Below are 16819 nucleotides of genomic sequence, written 5' to 3'. Positions count from 1 at the left end.
CTCAGAGCTGGTCGACGCGATGCCCCTCGGGCAGTGCGAGCAGCAGTGCGCCAGGCGCCACACGGCAACGGATGCGAACGGCCAGACCGAACTCATCGCCGTCGAGCTCGATGGCGGTCGGGGCGATCGGAGCGACCTCAGCGGTCTGCCCGTGCAGATACCGCACGGAGGCGCTTCTTCCTCGGCGCTGCAGCACAAGACGACCGGCGCGGAATCGGCGCAGCACGGAGTTGTCCCACCAGATCTTGCGCCAGACCCCCAGCCAGCCGAACGGGCCTGCGGGCTGGATGACAGCGATGTCCATTGCTCCGTCGGTGATGGATGCGGAGGGGATCAGCGCGATGCCGGCAGGCAGCGTGCCGCAGTTGGCGAACAGCACGCTGTGCACCTTGGTCGAGTGCAGCCGTGACTCGTCGACCTGGTAGACGACGCGGAACGGCTTCGCATTCGGCAGCGACCGTGCGGCTCCGTCGACGTAGGCGACCCAACCGACGGACTTCTTGAGGTCGGGTCGGGTGTTCGCGATCATCGCGGCATCCAGGCCCATGCCGGCGAGCACGACGAACGCGTGCTCGTCGCTTTCGCCGTTCTCTCGCGTGAGTACTGCCCATCCGATATCGATCGGATGCCGGAAATCGCCGAGCGCGGCACGGATCATCCGGTGGGGGTCGAGCAAGGGGAGTCCGAGGTTGCGCGCGAGAAGGTTGCCGGTGCCGCTGGGCACGATGGCTAGGGGCACGTCGGTGCCGGCCATGGCCTCGGCGACTGCGCGCACAGTGCCGTCGCCGCCGGCGACGAGCACGACATCGACACCGGCGGCGAGTGCCTCGCGGGCCGCCTGCTGCCCGGCATCCTCGATCGTCGTCGGGTAGAACGAGGGGGCTTCCCAGCCGGCCTCGCTCGAGAGATCGTGCAGCGCACTGCGTAAGCGCTTCTCGTCGACCTTGATGGGGTTGTAGACGAGGGCAGCATGGCGGGGAAGTGCCGTGCTCTTCGTCATGGGGTTCACTCTACGGCCACGGCCTAGACTTGGAGGATGATCGACCTCGCCCTTCTTCGCGACCAGCCCGAGATCGTCCGCCGCTCACAGATTGCGCGCGGCCACGACTCCTCCACTGTCGATGCGGCGATCGAGGCCGACCGATCGCGCCGCGCGGCGCTGACCGCCTTCGAAGACCTCCGCGCCGAGCAGAACGCCTTCGGCAAGCAGGTCGCGAAGGCACCCAAGGAAGAGAAGCAGGCGCTCGTCGCGCAGGTCAAAGAGCTTGCCGAGCGCGTCAAGCGCGCGCAGCAGGTGGCGAATGAAGCGGGGGATGCCGCGGCATCCGCTCTCGCCCTCATCGAGAACATCGTGATCGACGGCGTTCCCGCCGGTGGTGAGGCCAACTTCATCGAGCTGCGCCGCGTCGGAGAGACGCCGGCATTCGGGTTCGAGCCGCGCGATCACCTCGAGATCGGCGAGATGCTCGACGCGATCGACATGGAGCGCGGCGCGAAGGTGTCTGGCGCACGCTTCTACTTCCTCAAGGGAATCGGCGCGCGACTCGAGATCGCGCTGATGAACCTCGCGCTCGACAAGGCGCTCCAGAACGGTTTCACCCCGATGATCGTGCCGACGCTCGTGCGCCCGGAGATCATGCAGGGCACGGGCTTCCTCGGCGAGCACGCCGATGAGGTCTACCACCTCGACAAGGACGACGACCTGTATCTCGTCGGCACGAGCGAGGTGGCGCTCGCCGGCTACCACAAGGACGAGATCGTCGATCTGACAGACGGCGCACTCCGTTACGCCGGATGGTCCACGTGCTATCGCCGCGAGGCGGGGTCGTACGGCAAGGACACCCGCGGAATCATCCGCGTGCACCAGTTCAACAAGCTCGAGATGTTCGTCTACACGACCCCGGAAGACGCCGAGACGGAGCACCTGCGCCTGGTCGCGTTGCAGGAGGAGATGCTCACCGCCCTCGGCCTGTCGTACCGTGTGATCGATGTGGCTGCCGGAGACCTGGGATCCAGCGCTGCGCGCAAGTACGACATCGAGGCGTGGGTGCCGACGCAGGGCGCGTTCCGCGAGCTCACGTCTACCTCGAACTGCACGACGTTCCAGGCGCGTCGCCTCGATGTGCGGCACCGACCCGCGGCTGAGGAGGGACAGGCCTCGAAGACGCAGCACGTCGCAACGCTGAACGGAACCCTCGCGACCACGCGATGGATCGTCGCGCTGCTCGAGACGCACCAGCAGGAGGACGGATCTGTCCTCGTTCCCGAGGTGCTGCGGCCCTACCTCGGTGGGCTGGAAGTTCTGGAGCCGGTCGGCGCCTCGAAGACGAAGGATTCCCAGTGATCTCGCCCTGGCTCGTCGGGCTCGACGTCGACGGCACGATCATCCTGCAGGACGAGACCATGAGCCCCGGCGTGCCCGAGGCCATCGCCCGTGTCCGCGATGCCGGGCACGTCGTGACGATCGCGACCGGTCGCAGCTGGCCGGCCACCGAGCGCTGGGTCGACGAGCTCGAGATCACTGCCGACTACGTGGTGTGCTCGAACGGTGCGGTCACGATGCGTCGCGTCGACGGCGGGTGGGAGCGCTGGAGCGTCGAGACGTTCGATCCGAGCGAGGTTCTCGCGCTGCTCACCGAGCGGCTGCCTGAAGCGCACTACATGGTCGAGTTGGGTGACGGCTTGCGGCTGTTCACCGGTGAAGTCGGCGACTGGACGCTCGAGGGCGGACGTCAGGTCGACCTCGCAGAGCTCGGCGCGCTGCCCGTTTCGCGTGTGGTCGTTGTGTCGCCCGGGCACGATGAAGAGGATTTCCACCGCCTCGTTGCAGAGACTGGACTCAACGAGGTCTCGTATGCGATCGGCTGGACGGCCTGGCTCGACATTGCACCGCAAGGTGTCGACAAGGGGAGCGCCCTGGCGAAGGTCCATTCCGAACTGGGCATAGACGGCGGGCGAGTCATGGTCGTCGGCGACGGACGCAACGACATCGGCATGTTCGAGTGGGCGCGTGAACTCGGAGGACGAGCGGTAGCCATGGGGCAGGCGCCCGATGAGGTGAAGGATGCCGCGGGCTCTGTCACCGCTGACGTCGAAGAGGGCGGGCTGGCCGACGCGCTCGACGCGCTTCTCGCGCATCCAGGGGTCGCCCAGGTCAAGGCAGCAGAATGAAAACCAGCTAGACTCGACGACTGATCACCGGATTCTTCCGGCGATGGAGGGCTGTCCGAGCGGCCGATGGAGCTGGTCTTGAAAACCAGTGGGCAGAAATGTCTCGTGGGTTCGAATCCCACGCCCTCCGCAGAAGCGCTGAAGGGCTCCGCAGATGAAAGGCACTGAGTGAGCGCGAAGATTCGCCGTCGTAAGACCGTGGCCCGCCACGGCCAGTTGCGCACCCCGGGCCCGATCGGCCAGTTCTTCAAGATTCTCGGCATCGCACTCGCTGTCGTTCTCGTGAGCGGTGTCAGCGTCGGCGCCTTCGTCGTCAGTGATCTGTATGGCACGGCCACCGCGGATGCGGTCGAGCTCGAGGGGCAGAAGCCGATCCCGCCGGACATCAGCGAGTTCAAGGGCGGGTTCGATCTGCTGCTGGTCGGCACCGACACCTGCGAGGACGCGTACGCGCAGTACTTCGGCGACCGTTGCGACGGGCCAGATGCTGAGGGCAACCTCAACGACGTGAACATCCTGGTCCACGTCTCAGAAGAGCCGCGTCGCATCACTGCGGTGAGCTTCCCCCGTGACCTCATGCTCCCCATTCCGGAGTGTACGCGCGAAGACGGCAGCACGACTTCGGGGATGCGCAAACAGCCGCTCAACAGCGCCTACATGGACGCTGGGCTTAATTGTGTGGTCCAGACCGTGAGCCAGCTCACCGGGCAGGACATCGAGTTCGCGGCAGCGGTCACGTTCGGCGGCGTGATCGAGATCACCAATGCCATCGGCGGCGTCGATGTGTGTCTGGCGACCCCGATCAAGGATAAGCACACCGGCCTTGACCTGGCGGCTGGTACGCATACCGTGGCAGGAATTGAAGCGCTGCAGTTCCTGCGCACCCGTCACGGCGTCGGCGACGGCAGCGACCTCGGCCGCATCGGCAACCAGCAGCAGTACATGTCGAGCCTTGCTCGCAAGCTCATCAGCGGCGAAGTGCTCGGCAACGTGCCGACGATGCTCAGACTCGCGAACACCGCGCTGAGCAACCTCGAGGCCAGCACGTCGCTGACGAACCCCATGACGATCGTGCAGGTCGCACTCGCGGTCAAGGATGTGCCGTTCGAGGACATCGTCTTCCTGCAGTACCCGACGTACACCGACTCGGACGATCCCAACAAGGTCGTGCCGAACACTCAGGCCGCGCAGGCGATGTGGGACGCGATCAACGCCAACCAGCAGCTGCAGGTGACGCACCAGAACACCGACAACGACGGCGTCGTGGTTCAGGAGCCGGTGCCTCCGGCACCTGACCAGTCGGCGACCGAGGCTCCCGCGACGCCTCCGGAGAACGTGGTGGCGCTTCCCGACACCATCAAGGGCAACTCGGCTGCACAGCAGACGTGCTCGAACGGCAACGTTCGGTAGGGTCGCGCCTGGTCGCGCTGTCGTTTCCTGGTTCGCGCTGCTTATCCGTGGTTCGCGCGGCTAGTTCCTGTTCACGCGGCTGAAACTTCTGCAGCGCGAACGGCTTAGAGCCGCGCGAAGTGCTGGGCACCGAGCACGATGCGCCGGCGGTCAGCGCGGTGCGTAGCGGATCGGCGCGTGCGTGCGGGCTACGAGCGCCCGCAGCTCCTCGAGCGTCGCGGGGGCGGCGCCCAATGCTCGGGCTTGCACCAGCACATTGCCGAGCGCCGTCGCTTCGACGGGCCCCGCGAGCACGGGAAGACCCGAGCGGTCGGCCGTCGCTTGGCAGAGAAGTCGGTTGAGTGACCCGCCGCCGACCAGATGGATGCTGTCGATTTCGCGCCCGGAAAGGTCAGCAGCGGTCTGCACGGCGGTTGTGAAGGCTGCGGCGATCGATTCGACGATCGTCCGCGTGAACGCGGCGCGACTGTCGGGAACGGGCGAACTGTTCGCGCGCAGCACCGCCGCGATACGGGTCGACATATCGCCCGGAGCGCTCAACGACACATCATTCGCGTCGAACAATGCGATGTCGCCGGTTACGGCGGACGCGGCATCCAGGAGCCCCGGGAGGTCGATCGTTGCGCCGTCATCTTCTTCCCAGGCTCGGATCGTTTCGCTGAGCAGCCAGAGGCCTGTGACGTTGTGGAGGAAGCGGTAGCGTCCGTCGACCCCGAGCTCGTGGGTGAAGTTCGCACCACGCGCGGCATCCGTCAGCACGGGCTCGGTGAGCTCGACGCCGACAAGACCCCAGGTGCCGCAGGAGATGTACGCCGCATTCGGGGAGGAGAGCGGCACGGCGACGACGGCGGATGCCGTGTCATGCGAGCCGACCGCGATCACCGGGAGGTCCTTCCCGATCTGCGCCGCGAGTTCGGGGCGCAGCATCCCGATCACTGATCCGGGGTCGACCAGGGCGGGGAGCGCCGCGGTCCGGATGCTGAGGCGATCGGCCAGTTCCGCATCCCACTCACCGGAGCGCACTCCCAGGAGACCGGTCGTCGACGCGTTCGTGCGCTCGGCGACACTGGCGCCCGTCAGAAGGTACGCGATCAGATCGGGAATGAGCAGGGCGGTATCGGCATCCGCAAGCAGCTCGTCGACGCGGTACTGGTACAGCGTGTTGAACGGCAGGAACTGCAGTCCGTTGCGGGCGTACATCTCCGCGAATGGAACGACTTCGTGCACCTCGGCAACGCCCCGCTCGGTGCGAGCGTCACGGTAGTGGAACGGCTCGGCGAGCAGTTCTCCGTCCCGCAGTAGGCCGTAGTCGACAGCCCAGGAATCGATGCCGATACTCTCGATCGCGGGTTCACGCCGAACCGCCTCCGCCAGGCCGTCCACGATGTGGTCGTAGAGCGCGTCGAAGTCCCAGTGCAGGCCGTCTTCGCGCTCGACAGGTCCGTTCGGGAATCGCGAGACGAGTTCGAGCTCCAGGGAGTCGACGCCGATGCGCCCGATCACGACGCGCCCGCTGGTCGCCCCGAGATCGACGGCCGCGACCGCGCGCACGCCCATCACCAACCCTCCCTCATCGAGACCGCAAAACCACGCCGAAACAGCCGCGATAAGGTGCAGTCTCGGCGTGGTTTTGCAGGTTCGCGAGGAGTCATCGCAGGAACGCGGCCGCGACGCCGGAGTCGACGGGAATGTGCAGGCCCGTCGTGCGGCTGAGCTCCGGGCCGGTCAGGACGTACACGGCGTCCGCAACGTTCTCGGGCACGACTTCGCGCTTGAGGATCGTACGGTTCGCGTAGAACTGTCCGAGATCCTTCTCCTCCACACCATAGGTCGCGGCGCGGTTCGCGCCCCAGCCGGAAGCGAAGATGCCCGAGCCGCGCACGACGCCGTCGGGATTGATGCCGTTGACGCGGATGCCGTGCTCCCCGAGTTCCACGGCCAGCAGCCGCACCTGGTGCGCCTGATCGGCCTTGGTCGCCGAGTAGGCGATGTTGTTCGGGCCTGCGAAGACGGAGTTCTTCGACGAGATGTAGATGATGTCACCGCCGAGCTTCTGATCGATGAGCACGCGGGCCGCAGCCTGCGACACGAGGAACGAACCCTTTGCCATGACGTCGTGCTGCAGATCCCAGTCCTTCTCTGTGGTCTCCAGTAGCGGCTTCGAAAGGGAGAGCCCCGCGTTGTTGACGACGAGGTCGACACCGCCGAAGGCCAGGACGGCGTCGTTCAGCGCAGCCTGCACGGCGTCAGCATCCGCGACGTTGGCGGCGACGCCGATCGCGACATCCGTGTTCCCGAGTTCGGCGGCGGCAGCCTGCGCCTTCTCGAGATCGAGGTCGGCGATGACGACGCAGGCGCCTTCGGCGGCGAGACGGGTGGCGATGGCCTTGCCGATTCCGGATGCTGCGCCGGTGACGAACGCGATGCGACCCTGGTGCGACTTCGGCTTCGGCATCCGCTGCAGCTTCGCCTCCTCCAGTGCCCAGTACTCGATGTTGAACTTCTCGGCATCCGAGATGGGGGAGTACGTCGACAGTGCCTCGGCGCCGCGCATCACGTTGATCGCGTTGACGTAGAACTCGCCGGCCACGCGGGCGGTCTGCTTATTGGCACCGTACGAGAACATACCGACGCCCGGGATCAGCACGATGAGCGGGTCGGCGCCGCGGATGGCCGGACTGGCCGCGGCCCCCGCTGAGGCTGTCGACGCGTGCGCGTCGTAGTATGCCTGGTAGTCGGCGCGGTACTCGGTGTGCAGTTCGTGCAGGCGCGCGATCTGCTCGTCGACGGACGCCGTGGTCGGCAGGTCGAGGATGAGCGGCTTGACCTTGGTGCGCAGGAAGTGGTCGGGGCAGCTGGTGCCGAGGGCGGCGAGGGCGGGCGCGTTCTCGGATGCCAGGAAGTCGAGCACGACGTCGGAGTCGGTGAAGTGGCCGACCATCGGCTTGTCCGTCGACGCGAGGCCGCGGACCGTGCCTGCGAGAGCGGCCGCGCGCTCGCGACGCTCGGCCTCTGGCAGCGCCTCGAACCCGGCACGTACGCCGCCGAACGGTTCAGCCTTGCCGTTCGCCTCGATGTAGGCGGCTGCGGTGTCGATGATCCACAGCGAATTCGCCTCGGACTCCTCCGAGGTGTCGCCCCAGGCAGTGATGCCGTGCCCGCCGAGGATGCAGCCGATCGCGGCAGGGTTCTGCTTCTTGATCTCGGCGATGTCGAGCCCGAGTTGGAAACCCGGGCGGCGCCACGGCACCCACACGACCTTCTCGCCGAAGATCTTCGTGGTCAGCGCCTCGCCGTCGGCGGCCGTCGCGATCGCGATGCCCGAGTCGGGATGCAGGTGGTCGACGTGGGCGGCATCCACCAGGCCGTGCATGGCCGTGTCAATCGAAGGCGCGGCGCCGCCCTTGCCATGCAAGCAGTAGTCCAACGCGGCAACCATCTCGTCTTCACGGTCGATGCCCGGGTAGACATCGACGAGAGCGCGGAAGCGGTCGAGGCGGAGCACGGCCAGGCCCTGCTCCTTCAAGGTGCCGAGGTCTCCGCCGGAGCCCTTGACCCACAGCAGCTCCACCGGCTGGCCGGTGACGGGGTCGGTCGCGGTGCCCTTGGCCGAGGTGTTACCACCGGCGTAGTTCGTGTTCTTCGGATCCGCGCCGAGGCGGTTCGACCGGGCGATGAGCGCGGCTGCGGTGGGGTTCGTCATGCTGTGTCCTTAGGTGGGGAGTCTCGAGGCGGACGCGCTTACGCGCCCCAGCCGGCCTGCGTGCCGCCGACGCGGTCCGCTGCGATCTTCTGCTGGTAGCCGGATGCCGCGTACGCTGCCATCGGGTCGCCGGCGAGGCCGCGCGACTCGCGCCATTCGGCGAGAGCGGGACGGACGTCGGTGTAGAAGGCGTCCATGAAGACGGCATTCGCCGCGAGAACGTCGCCCGACTTCTGGGCCGCGGTCAGAGCATCCCGATCGATGAGCAGCGCGCGAGCTGTCATCTCCTGGACGTTCAGCACCGAGCGGATCTGACCGGGGATCTTGTCCTCGACGTTGTGGCACTGATCGAGCATGAACGCCACATCGGGGTTGTTCAGGCCTCCGCCGCGGATGACCTCGAAGAGGATGCGGAACAGCTGGAACGGGTCTGCCGCGCCCACGATGAGGTCGTCGTCGGCGTAGAAGCGCGAGTTGAAGTCGAACGAGCCGAGCTTTCCGAGCCGGAGCAGCTGCATGACGATGAACTCGATGTTCGTGCCTGGAGCGTGGTGGCCGGTGTCCAGGCACACCATCGCCTTGTCCCCGAGCGAGGACACCTGCGCGTAGGAGGTGCCCCAGTCCGGAACGTCGGTGTGGTAGAAAGCGGGCTCGAAGAACTTGTACTCCAGCACCAAGCGCTGGTCGTCGCCGAGCCGCGCATAGATCTTCTGAAGCGACTCCTGCAGACGGTCCTGCCGGCCGCGGAGGTCGGCCTGGCCGGGGTAGTTCGAGCCCTCGGCGAGCCAGATCTTGAGGTCACGACTGCCGGTGGCATCCATGACGTCGATGCATGCGAGGTGGTGGTCGATCGCCTTGTTGCGAACCGCGGCATCCTCGTGGGTGAGAGCGCCGAACTTGTACTCGTCGTCCTGGAAGGTGTTGGAGTTGACCGTGCCGAGCGAGACGCCGAGGTCTTCCGCGTGCGTGCGCAGGTCACCGAAGTCGCACATGTCCCATGGGATGTGCAGCGCGACGACCGGAGCGAGCGCGGTGTACTTGTGCACCTGCGCGGCATCCGCGATCTTCTCGAACGGGTCGCGGGGTGTGCCGGGCGTGCCGAATACCTTGAAGCGGGTGCCGGAGTTGCCGAAGGCCCACGAGGGGAGCTCGATCGACTGTTTCTCGAGTTCGGCGAGGACACCGGAGGACAAGACGGTCATGATGCGCTGCTTTCGTTGTCGGATGCTGCGGCGGAGAGCTGCTCCGCGAGGTTGAAGACTTCGGTGAGGGGTGTTGCCGCCTGATCGGGGCGGCCGTCGAGATCGACGAAGAATCGCGCCATCTCGGCCTCCCAACGAGTCGCGATCTTTGATTGCGCGAGATATGCCTGCGCGGCGATGTCGTCGCCGGTCTCGTAGTAGCCGATCAGGGTGCCGCCTTCGCCGAGGAAGAGCGAGTAGTTGCGACGACCGGAGGCTTCGATCTCGGCGAGCATCTCCGGCCAGACCGGGGAGTGCCGAGCGAGGTACTCGTCGAGCAGTTCGGGGTGGACCTGCAGTTGGAAGCAGACTCGGGTGGCGGCTGTCATCGGTGACATGGCTCCTCGGTCGGGGAAAGGCGTGCGTGAATCGTTTCAATGATAGGTCGGCGAGCCGTCGTCCGCAACATCTGTCTCGACTCGCATCGTCCCGGACGCGATCGGCGTTCGCGTCCGGACCGGGAGGCGGCCGGTGATGCCGTACACTCGCGGTCAGCGTGAAGGATGAGGAGTATCAGGTGGCAGTGAGTGTGCGCGACGTTGCGCTGGCGGCATCGGTGTCTGTCGGCACGGTTTCCAATGTTCTCAATCGACGTGACAAGGTCGCGGCGGAGACGGTCGCGCGCGTACTCGCCGCGATCGAGGAACTGGGATTCGTGCGCAATGACGCGGCACGTCAGCTGCGCGCAGGGCGGAGCCGGAGCATCGGCCTCGTCGTGCTCGATGCCGGCAACCCGTTCTTCGCGGATGTCGCTCGCGGGGCCGAGGCCAGAGCTGAAGAGGATCGGCTCTCCGTACTCCTCGGAAACAGCGATGATGATCCTTCGCGCGAAGACCGCTACCTTGATCTGTTCCGAGAGCAGCGCGTGAACGGGGTGCTGATCAGCCCGGCATCCGATGACGTCGACAAGCTCGAACAGGTAGAGAGTGCCGGCATCCCGGTGGTCCTCGTCGACCATGAGCTGCCGGGGAGCAGCTTCTGCTCGGTGTCGGTGGACGATGTGGAGGGCGGGTATCTCGCCGTGCGGCATCTGATCGACATCGGTCGACGCCGGATCGCTTTCATCGGGGGACCATCATCGATTGCGCAGGTCGCGAACCGTCTGCGCGGAGCGCGGCGTGCCGTCGACGAGACTCCGGATGCTGTGCTCGAGCTGATCGAGGTACCGGCGCTGACCGTGTTGAACGGTCGCACCGCGGGCGAAGCGATTGTGCGCCGTGAGCCCTCTCAGCGCCCGGATGCCCTGTTCGCGGCGAATGACCTGCTCGCTGTGGGAGCCCTGCAGGCCCTGACCATGTTCAGCACGGTTCGAGTGCCCGAGGACATCGCCCTGATCGGCTACGACGACATCGACTTCGCGGCGGCGACCGTCGTACCGCTGAGTTCGATCCGTCAGCCGGCGCGGCTGATCGGACGCACCGCCGTAGACCTGCTGCTGCGGTTCATGGATGACCCGGACGGCGACTACGAGCGCAACGTTCGGTTCCAGCCCGAGCTCGTGATCCGTCAGTCGTCCTCGAGCGCCGACAGCATTGATGGGGACGCCGGCTGAGTGCCGTCGCCCCCATCAGTTCAGTTACTTGACTATCCCGAGTTCCCGGACATCGACGATGTCCCCCTCGGGCTGCCAGCTGGTGCCGTCGAACCGGCTCAGCTGGAATTGGAAGACGATACGCCCGTCAGGACCGGAATCGAAGTTGATACCGGGGAGCGTCAGCGGGTTATCCAGGTCGGACAGCGAGTCCCAGGCTGCGATGAATCCTTCGCTGTCGTGCGACTCCGCCTGCTGTAGCGCACCGACGATGGCCGCCGCGAGCCCGTACCCGCTGAACGCCAGCGAGTCACCGATCTCGGCCTCGTGGCCCTGCGCCGTCATCGCCTCGGCGTACGCGAGATAGCGCTCGTCCTCAGCGAAGAGCGGGTCAGACGGGTCCATGTACCACTTGAACGCGTACGCACCCTCGACCGCCGCGGGCGTCGCCTGGTTGATCGCGGCGGTGAAGTCGGACGTCGTCGATCCGAGCATCAGCGTCGGCTCCCACCCGATCTGGTGGATGTATCCCAGCAGCGCGCCGACGGTCGGTGCGCCGATGTTGACGACGAGCGTGTCCACGCCTGCGGCCTGGAACTGACTTACCTGAGCGCTGAGATCGGACGTGCCGGGCGCGACCAGCGCCTGCTCGGCAGGAACCACACCTCCGGTGGCGAGGCCGGCAAGCTGGCTCTCGCTCAGATCGTTGTTGAATCCGACGTAGCCGACGACGGCATCCGGGTTCTGCTCCGTTATCCACTGCGCCTGGAGCTCGCCCTCCCACGCGACATCCGGCCAGAAGGCACGTTGAAGGGGATAGTTGTCGATGTCGCTGAGGGGAGAGTTGGCCGCCAGGGATACGCCGGCCACGTCCTTCTGCGTGAGGTAGTCGCGGCCGGCGATGGAGATGCCGCCGAAGTTGACGACCAGGACGGCGCCGTCCTTCTCGACGAACTTGCGCTGGTTCTCGACCAGACGCGCTGGGTCATACGCGTCGTCAGCGGTGACGAGCTCGATGGGGTGCCCATCGATCCCGCCGTCGTCATTGGTCTCTGCGATGTACGTCTCGATGCCGGCCAGACCCGGCGCGACGGAACCCGCCGGACCGCTCAGCGGCCAGCTGACGCCGATGACGATCGGTGCCTTCTCGCCGTCGTCCGACGGCTGCCCTGCTTCACCGCCTCGTGGAGTACAGGCGGAAAGGGCGAGGGCTGTGACGCCGAGCAGTGCGACGCTCGTCAGCGCACCGCGGCGGATGGATTTCATCATCGAATCTCCTGTGTGTCGGGTTGGGTGGGAAGGGAAGGATGTGGTTCGGCGGCGCGAGTCTGCCAGACCGAGCGATACAGACGCGAAACCAGGCCGGCGATACCGCCCGGGGCGACGATGATGCACACGCCGAGCACGATCGCGAAGATCAGCTGCGCGAGATACGCCGAGGCGTCACCCGGCACCGCTTCGCTGAACCATGTCGGCAGGTAGACGATGACGGCGGCGCCGATGATCGCGCCCCACCATGATCGGCTGCCGCCGACGACGGATGCGACGAGCAGCGTGATCGAGAAGACGAGCGGATACGACTCCGGCACGACGAGTCCGAGCACGAACGCGTAAAGGGCCCCGCCAAGGCCGGCGAGAGCCGAGCTGATGACGAACACGACCAGCTTGAGCCGGTCGGCGTTGACACCCATGGAAGCTGCCAGGATCGGGGAAGCCCGTACTGCGGCGAGTGCCCGGTCGGTGCGTCCGGAGACGATTACCCGGAGCATCCCCACGCACACCAGCAGCACAAGGAGGATGACGAGATAGGCCCATTGGGCGTCAGTGAGCGCCTCCGTGGGGGAGACCAGCCCCGCGCCACTGAGGGTGATGCCGGCCTGACCGCCAGTGAAGTCGGAGAAGCGATAGAGCAGGATCGGGAACAGCGCAGCGATGACGATCGTCAGGAGACCGAGATTGAACCCGCCCAGACGGACGCCGGGGAACCCGAGGATCATGCCGAGCACGATGCACAGGACGACGGCGCCGAGAACGGCCAAGCCGACCGGCCACTCCAGGTAGCGCATCAGCATCATCGCCGTGTAGCCGCCGATACCGAAGATTGCGCCGTGTCCCAGGCTGATCTGGCCGGAGGAGCCCATCAGGAGGTTCAGGCTCACGACTCCGAGGGCGACCGCGAGAACGCGGCTCATCGAGAACAGGTCGTAGTCGGTGACGAGGAAGGGCATCAGGATGCCCACGATGATCGCCACGGCCACGATGCCGCGCGGCAGCCAGGTACGAAGTGAAGACATCATGCGCGCACCGTGCTCTCACGGCCGAACAGGCCGGCGGGCTTGAACAGCACGACCACGATCACGACGGCGAACGCGAGGAGCACATTGAGGTCTCCGCCCAGCCCGGGCACGTAGCGCCCGCCCAGAGCCGCCAGCACGCCGATGATCAGTCCGCCGAGGACGACGCCGACGCGGCTGGTGATCCCGCCGAGGTTCGTCGCTGCCAGTGCCATCAGCAGCGGCACCGTCATCATGCCTGGTGACAACCCCAGTGTGGGAGCAGCCACGACGCCGGCGATCGTGCCGACACCGCTGGCTACTGCCCATCCCGTTGCGAGCCAGAGGCCACCCGAGAGCCCCAGCAGTGCAGCCGACGATTGGTTCTGCGCCACCGCGCGCAGGCGCAGCCCGAAATTCGTGCGGGTGAGGAGGAGCGCCATGGCGATCATCGCACCTCCGACGAGGACGACCCCTGCCACCTGCTGGCTCGTCAGCCGCACTCCTCCTAGGTGGAACACCCAGGTTCCGAAGAGCGGGGGGAATCTGTGTGGATCCGTACCCCAGATCATGCTGATCACGGCGCTGACACCTAGCAGTAGGGTGACGCCGAGCGTGGTGAGCGCCGTCTGGTTGCGCCGGTCCACCCATCGCACGACGAAGAAGTAGATCGCGGCGCCGATAACCGCTGAGACGACGATCGCGATCGGGATGGCGAGCCACAGCGGGAGCCCGAAGAGCAGAACCGAATAGGAGATGTACGCCGCGAGCACGGCCATCTCGCCCTGGGCGAGATTGAGCATCCCGGTTCCCTGGAAGATCACGCTCAGTGCCAGTGCGAGAGCCGCGTAGACCAGCCCGGTCATCAGGCCGTCGAGTGAGATCTGGATGAACTCGATCATGCGGAGCCCTCCTTCTGGTCGGCGGGCGACGAGGCGCCGCCGAGGTAGTGGGCCTGCAGAGCATCGGTCGACTGGTATTCAGCGGCAGGTCCGTCGTGGACGACGCGACCGCGGCTGAGCAGCACCACGCGATCGGCGACGGCCAGCGAAAGCCGTGCGTTCTGCTCAGCGAGGAGCACCGTGAGATCCCATTCCGTGCGCAGTGCCGTGAACTGGGAGAACAGCTCCTTGGTGGTCAGAGGCGCGAGTCCGAGGGACGGCTCGTCGACGAGCAGCAGCCGCGGCCGGGCCAGGAGAGCCCGGGCGATTGCGAGCATCTGCGCCTGCCCGCCCGAGAGCGCTCCGGCGGGACGCTTCCGAAACTCCTCGAGGATCGGGAACGAGCGGAAGACTCGCGCGAGATCGGCCGCGCTGTCGGTGCGCCGTGCAGACGGCCTCGCGACGCTGCCGAGACGGAGGTTCTCCTCGACGGTGAAGTCGGAGAAGGTGCCGCGGCCCTCGGGAACGTGCCCGACGCCGAGCCGTGCAATCTGGGACGTTCGCAGTCGTGCGATGTCGGTGCCGGCGAAGGTGCGGGTGCCGTTGACGGTGATGGTGCGGCTGATTGCGCGCAGGAGCGAGGTCTTGCCGGCTCCGTTCGGTCCGAGCACCGCCACGATGCTGCCCTCGTCGATGTCGAGATCGATGCCGTGCAGCACTTCGACCTTCCCGTATGCGGCGGTGACGCCGCGCAGACTCAGGAGGCTCACGCTGCATCGACCTCCACGTCGCTTCCGAGGTACGCCGCGACGACCGCGGGGTTCTTCTGGATCTCCGCGGCAGCGCCGACGGCGAGGAGCCGGCCGGCGTCGAGAACGGCGATCGTGGTCGCATAACGCATGACGAGGGCGACATCGTGCTCCACGAGCACGCACGTCATCCCTGTCTCGACGCCGTGGGCGACGACGAGATCCATGAGAGCGTTCGCCTCCTGCTCGCTCAGCCCCGCCGCCGGCTCATCGAGCATGAGCAAGCGGGGCTCGGCGATGAGCGCGCGAGCGATCTCGACGCGGCGCCGGTCACCGTGCGCGAGGGCCCCGGCCGGAGCCCACGCGTGAGCGCCCAGTCCGACGCGCTCGATGACTGCCATCGCCTTCTCGCGAGCCGCGCGTTCCTCGCGGCGCGCGCGGGCGGGGGCCCAGAGGGGAGTGAAGATGCCGACGTGCGTGCCGGTGTAGGAACCGAGCATCACGTTCGTGAGTACGTCCTGGTCGTCGAGCAGCACCGGCGTCTGAAACGTCCGGGCGATGCCGGCGCCCGCTCGGCGGAACGCGCGCTTGCCGCCGAGCGCTGCGCCCTCAAGGAGGATCGAGCCTTCGTGTCTGTAAATGCCACTGACGCAATTGAAGAGCGTGGTCTTTCCTGCGCCGTTGGGGCCGATGACGGCGCTGACGCCACCCTGGGGGACATCGAAGGTCACCGAGTCGAGCGCGCGCACTCCGCGGAAGCCGATCCCGACGTCGATGAGTCGGAGTGCGGGTGCTGGCGATTTCGTCATCAAGAACTCCCTTGTTCTCTTGCAATGAGACTCGACGGCGCTGCAACCGGAAAGGGGCTTCTTGTTATGTGCTCATCGATAAGGGTGATAGCGGGTCGGCACCGCAGCTCTCGCCCTAGTGTGCGTCGCGGAGCTCGGCCGCGGCCTGGGCGAACAGCCCGCGCATCCACTGGTGCTCGGGGTCGCGATCGTGCACAGGATGCCACCACACGGCGTTGAGCACCGGGGTCGCGTCGAAGGGCAGAGCGAAGGTGCGCACGCCCGCGGAACGCTCGAGAGCGGGTGCGACCGAGGCCTGCACCAGGCCGAGTCGATCGGTGCCTTCGATGAAATAGGCCAGGGCGAGGAAACTCTCAACGACCGCCTCGAACCTCGGCTCGATGCCGAGTTGCTGGATCTGACGGCTCGCGGAGGTGAACGCCTCGCGGGACTGATAGGTGAAGACCCAGGGTCGCGCAGAGAGATCGGCCATCGTGGCCTGCTCACCGATCGTCGTGTCGTGCGTGCTTGTGATCCCCACCCAGTGGTCCCGCCAGAGATCGGCGTACGGCAGGTCGCTGAGGAAGCCGTGCGGGATGAGCATCGCGTCCGCGGACCGCAGCCGGGAGGCGGCATCCTCCACGACGGCCGGACTGTGCAGCATGAAACGGAAGCGCACTCCGGGTGCTTGCTGCCTGGCCAGCCGACTGACGTGTCGCCCGACGGTCACGAAGGAATAGTCCGACCCGTAGATGGAGAACTCGCGTGTCGACAGCTCCGGATTCCACGCCGCCTGACTCTCGAACACTCGCCGGGCGGCTTCGAGCGCCGTGGTGGTGTGGTCCGTGAGTCGGATGGCAAGCGGGGTCAGGTCGTAGGAGTTCCCGCGGCGGGCGAGAATCGGATCGTCGAAGTGCGTACGCAGTCGCGCGAGCGAGGCGCTGAGGGCTGGCTGGCTGAGATGCAGTCGCTCGGCTGCCCTGGTGACGCTGCGCTCGGTGAGCAGCGCATCCAACGACACGAGCAGGTTCAAGTCGAGGCGCGAGAGCAGGGGCTGATCGGACACGGGTGG

Annotated in this window: 15 protein-coding genes and 1 tRNA gene; 5 read left to right on the top strand and 11 right to left on the bottom strand. The window is 66.6% G+C overall.

Annotation, left to right across the window (positions count from 1 at the left end; translation table 11 throughout):
- Position 1 precedes the first annotated feature (1 nt).
- Positions 2–1000, bottom strand: coding sequence for a diacylglycerol/lipid kinase family protein (locus ACTU6U_RS03275; protein WP_443467714.1), 999 nt, complete (start codon positions 998–1000; stop codon positions 2–4).
- 36 nt (positions 1001–1036) lie between these two features.
- On the opposite strand from ACTU6U_RS03275, the gene serS reads away from it, so the two are divergent.
- From serS to ACTU6U_RS03255, 4 genes are all read left to right on the top strand, one after another.
- Positions 1037–2344 carry a serine--tRNA ligase gene (gene serS / locus ACTU6U_RS03270; RefSeq protein ID WP_443467713.1) on the top strand — a complete coding sequence of 436 codons (1308 nt, stop codon included), beginning with the start codon at positions 1037–1039 and terminating at the stop codon, positions 2342–2344.
- Positions 2341–3171, top strand: coding sequence for an HAD family hydrolase (locus ACTU6U_RS03265; protein WP_443467712.1), 831 nt, complete (start codon positions 2341–2343; stop codon positions 3169–3171). The genes serS and ACTU6U_RS03265 overlap by 4 nt, the downstream gene beginning before the upstream one ends.
- Positions 3172–3216: 45 nt before the next feature.
- Positions 3217–3301 (top strand) — tRNA-Ser (locus ACTU6U_RS03260).
- A 38-nt stretch (positions 3302–3339) separates the two neighbouring features.
- A complete protein-coding gene (locus tag ACTU6U_RS03255; RefSeq protein ID WP_443467711.1) occupies positions 3340–4581 on the top strand; it encodes an LCP family protein in 1242 nt (413 codons plus the stop codon).
- A 150-nt stretch (positions 4582–4731) separates the two neighbouring features.
- Here ACTU6U_RS03255 and ACTU6U_RS03250 read toward each other — a convergent pair whose 3' ends face one another.
- The 4 genes from ACTU6U_RS03250 to ACTU6U_RS03235 all read right to left on the bottom strand — a co-directional run bounded on the left by ACTU6U_RS03250 (position 4732) and on the right by ACTU6U_RS03235 (position 9863).
- Positions 4732–6138, bottom strand: a complete 1407-nt coding sequence (locus tag ACTU6U_RS03250) for a rhamnulokinase (protein WP_443467910.1) — start codon at positions 6136–6138, stop codon at positions 4732–4734.
- A gap of 91 nt (positions 6139–6229) precedes the next feature.
- Entirely contained in the window at positions 6230–8284 is a 2055-nt protein-coding gene (locus ACTU6U_RS03245; protein WP_443467710.1) for a bifunctional aldolase/short-chain dehydrogenase, read from the bottom strand.
- A 38-nt stretch (positions 8285–8322) separates the two neighbouring features.
- Positions 8323–9486, bottom strand: a complete 1164-nt coding sequence (rhaI, locus tag ACTU6U_RS03240; RefSeq protein ID WP_443467709.1) for an L-rhamnose isomerase — start codon at positions 9484–9486, stop codon at positions 8323–8325.
- Positions 9483–9863, bottom strand: coding sequence for an L-rhamnose mutarotase (locus ACTU6U_RS03235; protein WP_443467708.1), 381 nt, complete (start codon positions 9861–9863; stop codon positions 9483–9485). The genes rhaI and ACTU6U_RS03235 overlap by 4 nt, the downstream gene beginning before the upstream one ends.
- Before the next feature lie 179 nt (positions 9864–10042).
- On the opposite strand from ACTU6U_RS03235, the gene ACTU6U_RS03230 reads away from it, so the two are divergent.
- On the top strand, positions 10043–11077 hold the full coding sequence (locus ACTU6U_RS03230) for a LacI family DNA-binding transcriptional regulator (RefSeq protein ID WP_443467909.1): 1035 nt from the start codon (positions 10043–10045) through the stop codon (positions 11075–11077).
- 24 nt (positions 11078–11101) lie between these two features.
- On the opposite strand, the gene ACTU6U_RS03225 is transcribed toward ACTU6U_RS03230, so the two are convergent.
- From ACTU6U_RS03225 to ACTU6U_RS03200, 6 genes are all read right to left on the bottom strand, one after another.
- A complete protein-coding gene (locus tag ACTU6U_RS03225) occupies positions 11102–12325 on the bottom strand; it encodes an ABC transporter substrate-binding protein (RefSeq protein WP_443467707.1) in 1224 nt (407 codons plus the stop codon).
- Positions 12322–13353 carry a branched-chain amino acid ABC transporter permease gene (locus ACTU6U_RS03220; RefSeq protein WP_443467706.1) on the bottom strand — a complete coding sequence of 344 codons (1032 nt, stop codon included), beginning with the start codon at positions 13351–13353 and terminating at the stop codon, positions 12322–12324. The genes ACTU6U_RS03225 and ACTU6U_RS03220 overlap by 4 nt, the downstream gene beginning before the upstream one ends.
- Positions 13350–14231 carry a branched-chain amino acid ABC transporter permease gene (locus ACTU6U_RS03215; RefSeq protein ID WP_443467705.1) on the bottom strand — a complete coding sequence of 294 codons (882 nt, stop codon included), beginning with the start codon at positions 14229–14231 and terminating at the stop codon, positions 13350–13352. Before ACTU6U_RS03215 ends, ACTU6U_RS03220 begins: the two co-directional genes overlap by 4 nt.
- Positions 14228–14980: an ABC transporter ATP-binding protein gene (locus ACTU6U_RS03210; protein WP_443467704.1), complete on the bottom strand. Its 753-nt coding sequence runs from the start codon at positions 14978–14980 to the stop codon at positions 14228–14230. The genes ACTU6U_RS03215 and ACTU6U_RS03210 overlap by 4 nt, the downstream gene beginning before the upstream one ends.
- Positions 14977–15768 (bottom strand): ABC transporter ATP-binding protein, encoded by a 792-nt coding sequence (locus tag ACTU6U_RS03205; protein ID WP_443467703.1) that lies wholly within the window; start codon positions 15766–15768, stop codon positions 14977–14979. The genes ACTU6U_RS03210 and ACTU6U_RS03205 overlap by 4 nt, the downstream gene beginning before the upstream one ends.
- A 115-nt stretch (positions 15769–15883) precedes the next feature.
- On the bottom strand, positions 15884–16813 hold the full coding sequence (locus tag ACTU6U_RS03200) for a LysR family transcriptional regulator (RefSeq protein ID WP_443467702.1): 930 nt from the start codon (positions 16811–16813) through the stop codon (positions 15884–15886).
- Positions 16814–16819 lie beyond the last annotated feature (6 nt).

The sequence above is a fragment of the Microbacterium zouquanmingi genome (assembly GCF_052266695.1).
GTDB lineage: Bacteria > Actinomycetota > Actinomycetes > Actinomycetales > Microbacteriaceae > Microbacterium.
Note: the sequence above shows the minus strand (reverse complement) of the source record. Positions and strands in the feature narration are given on the sequence as shown.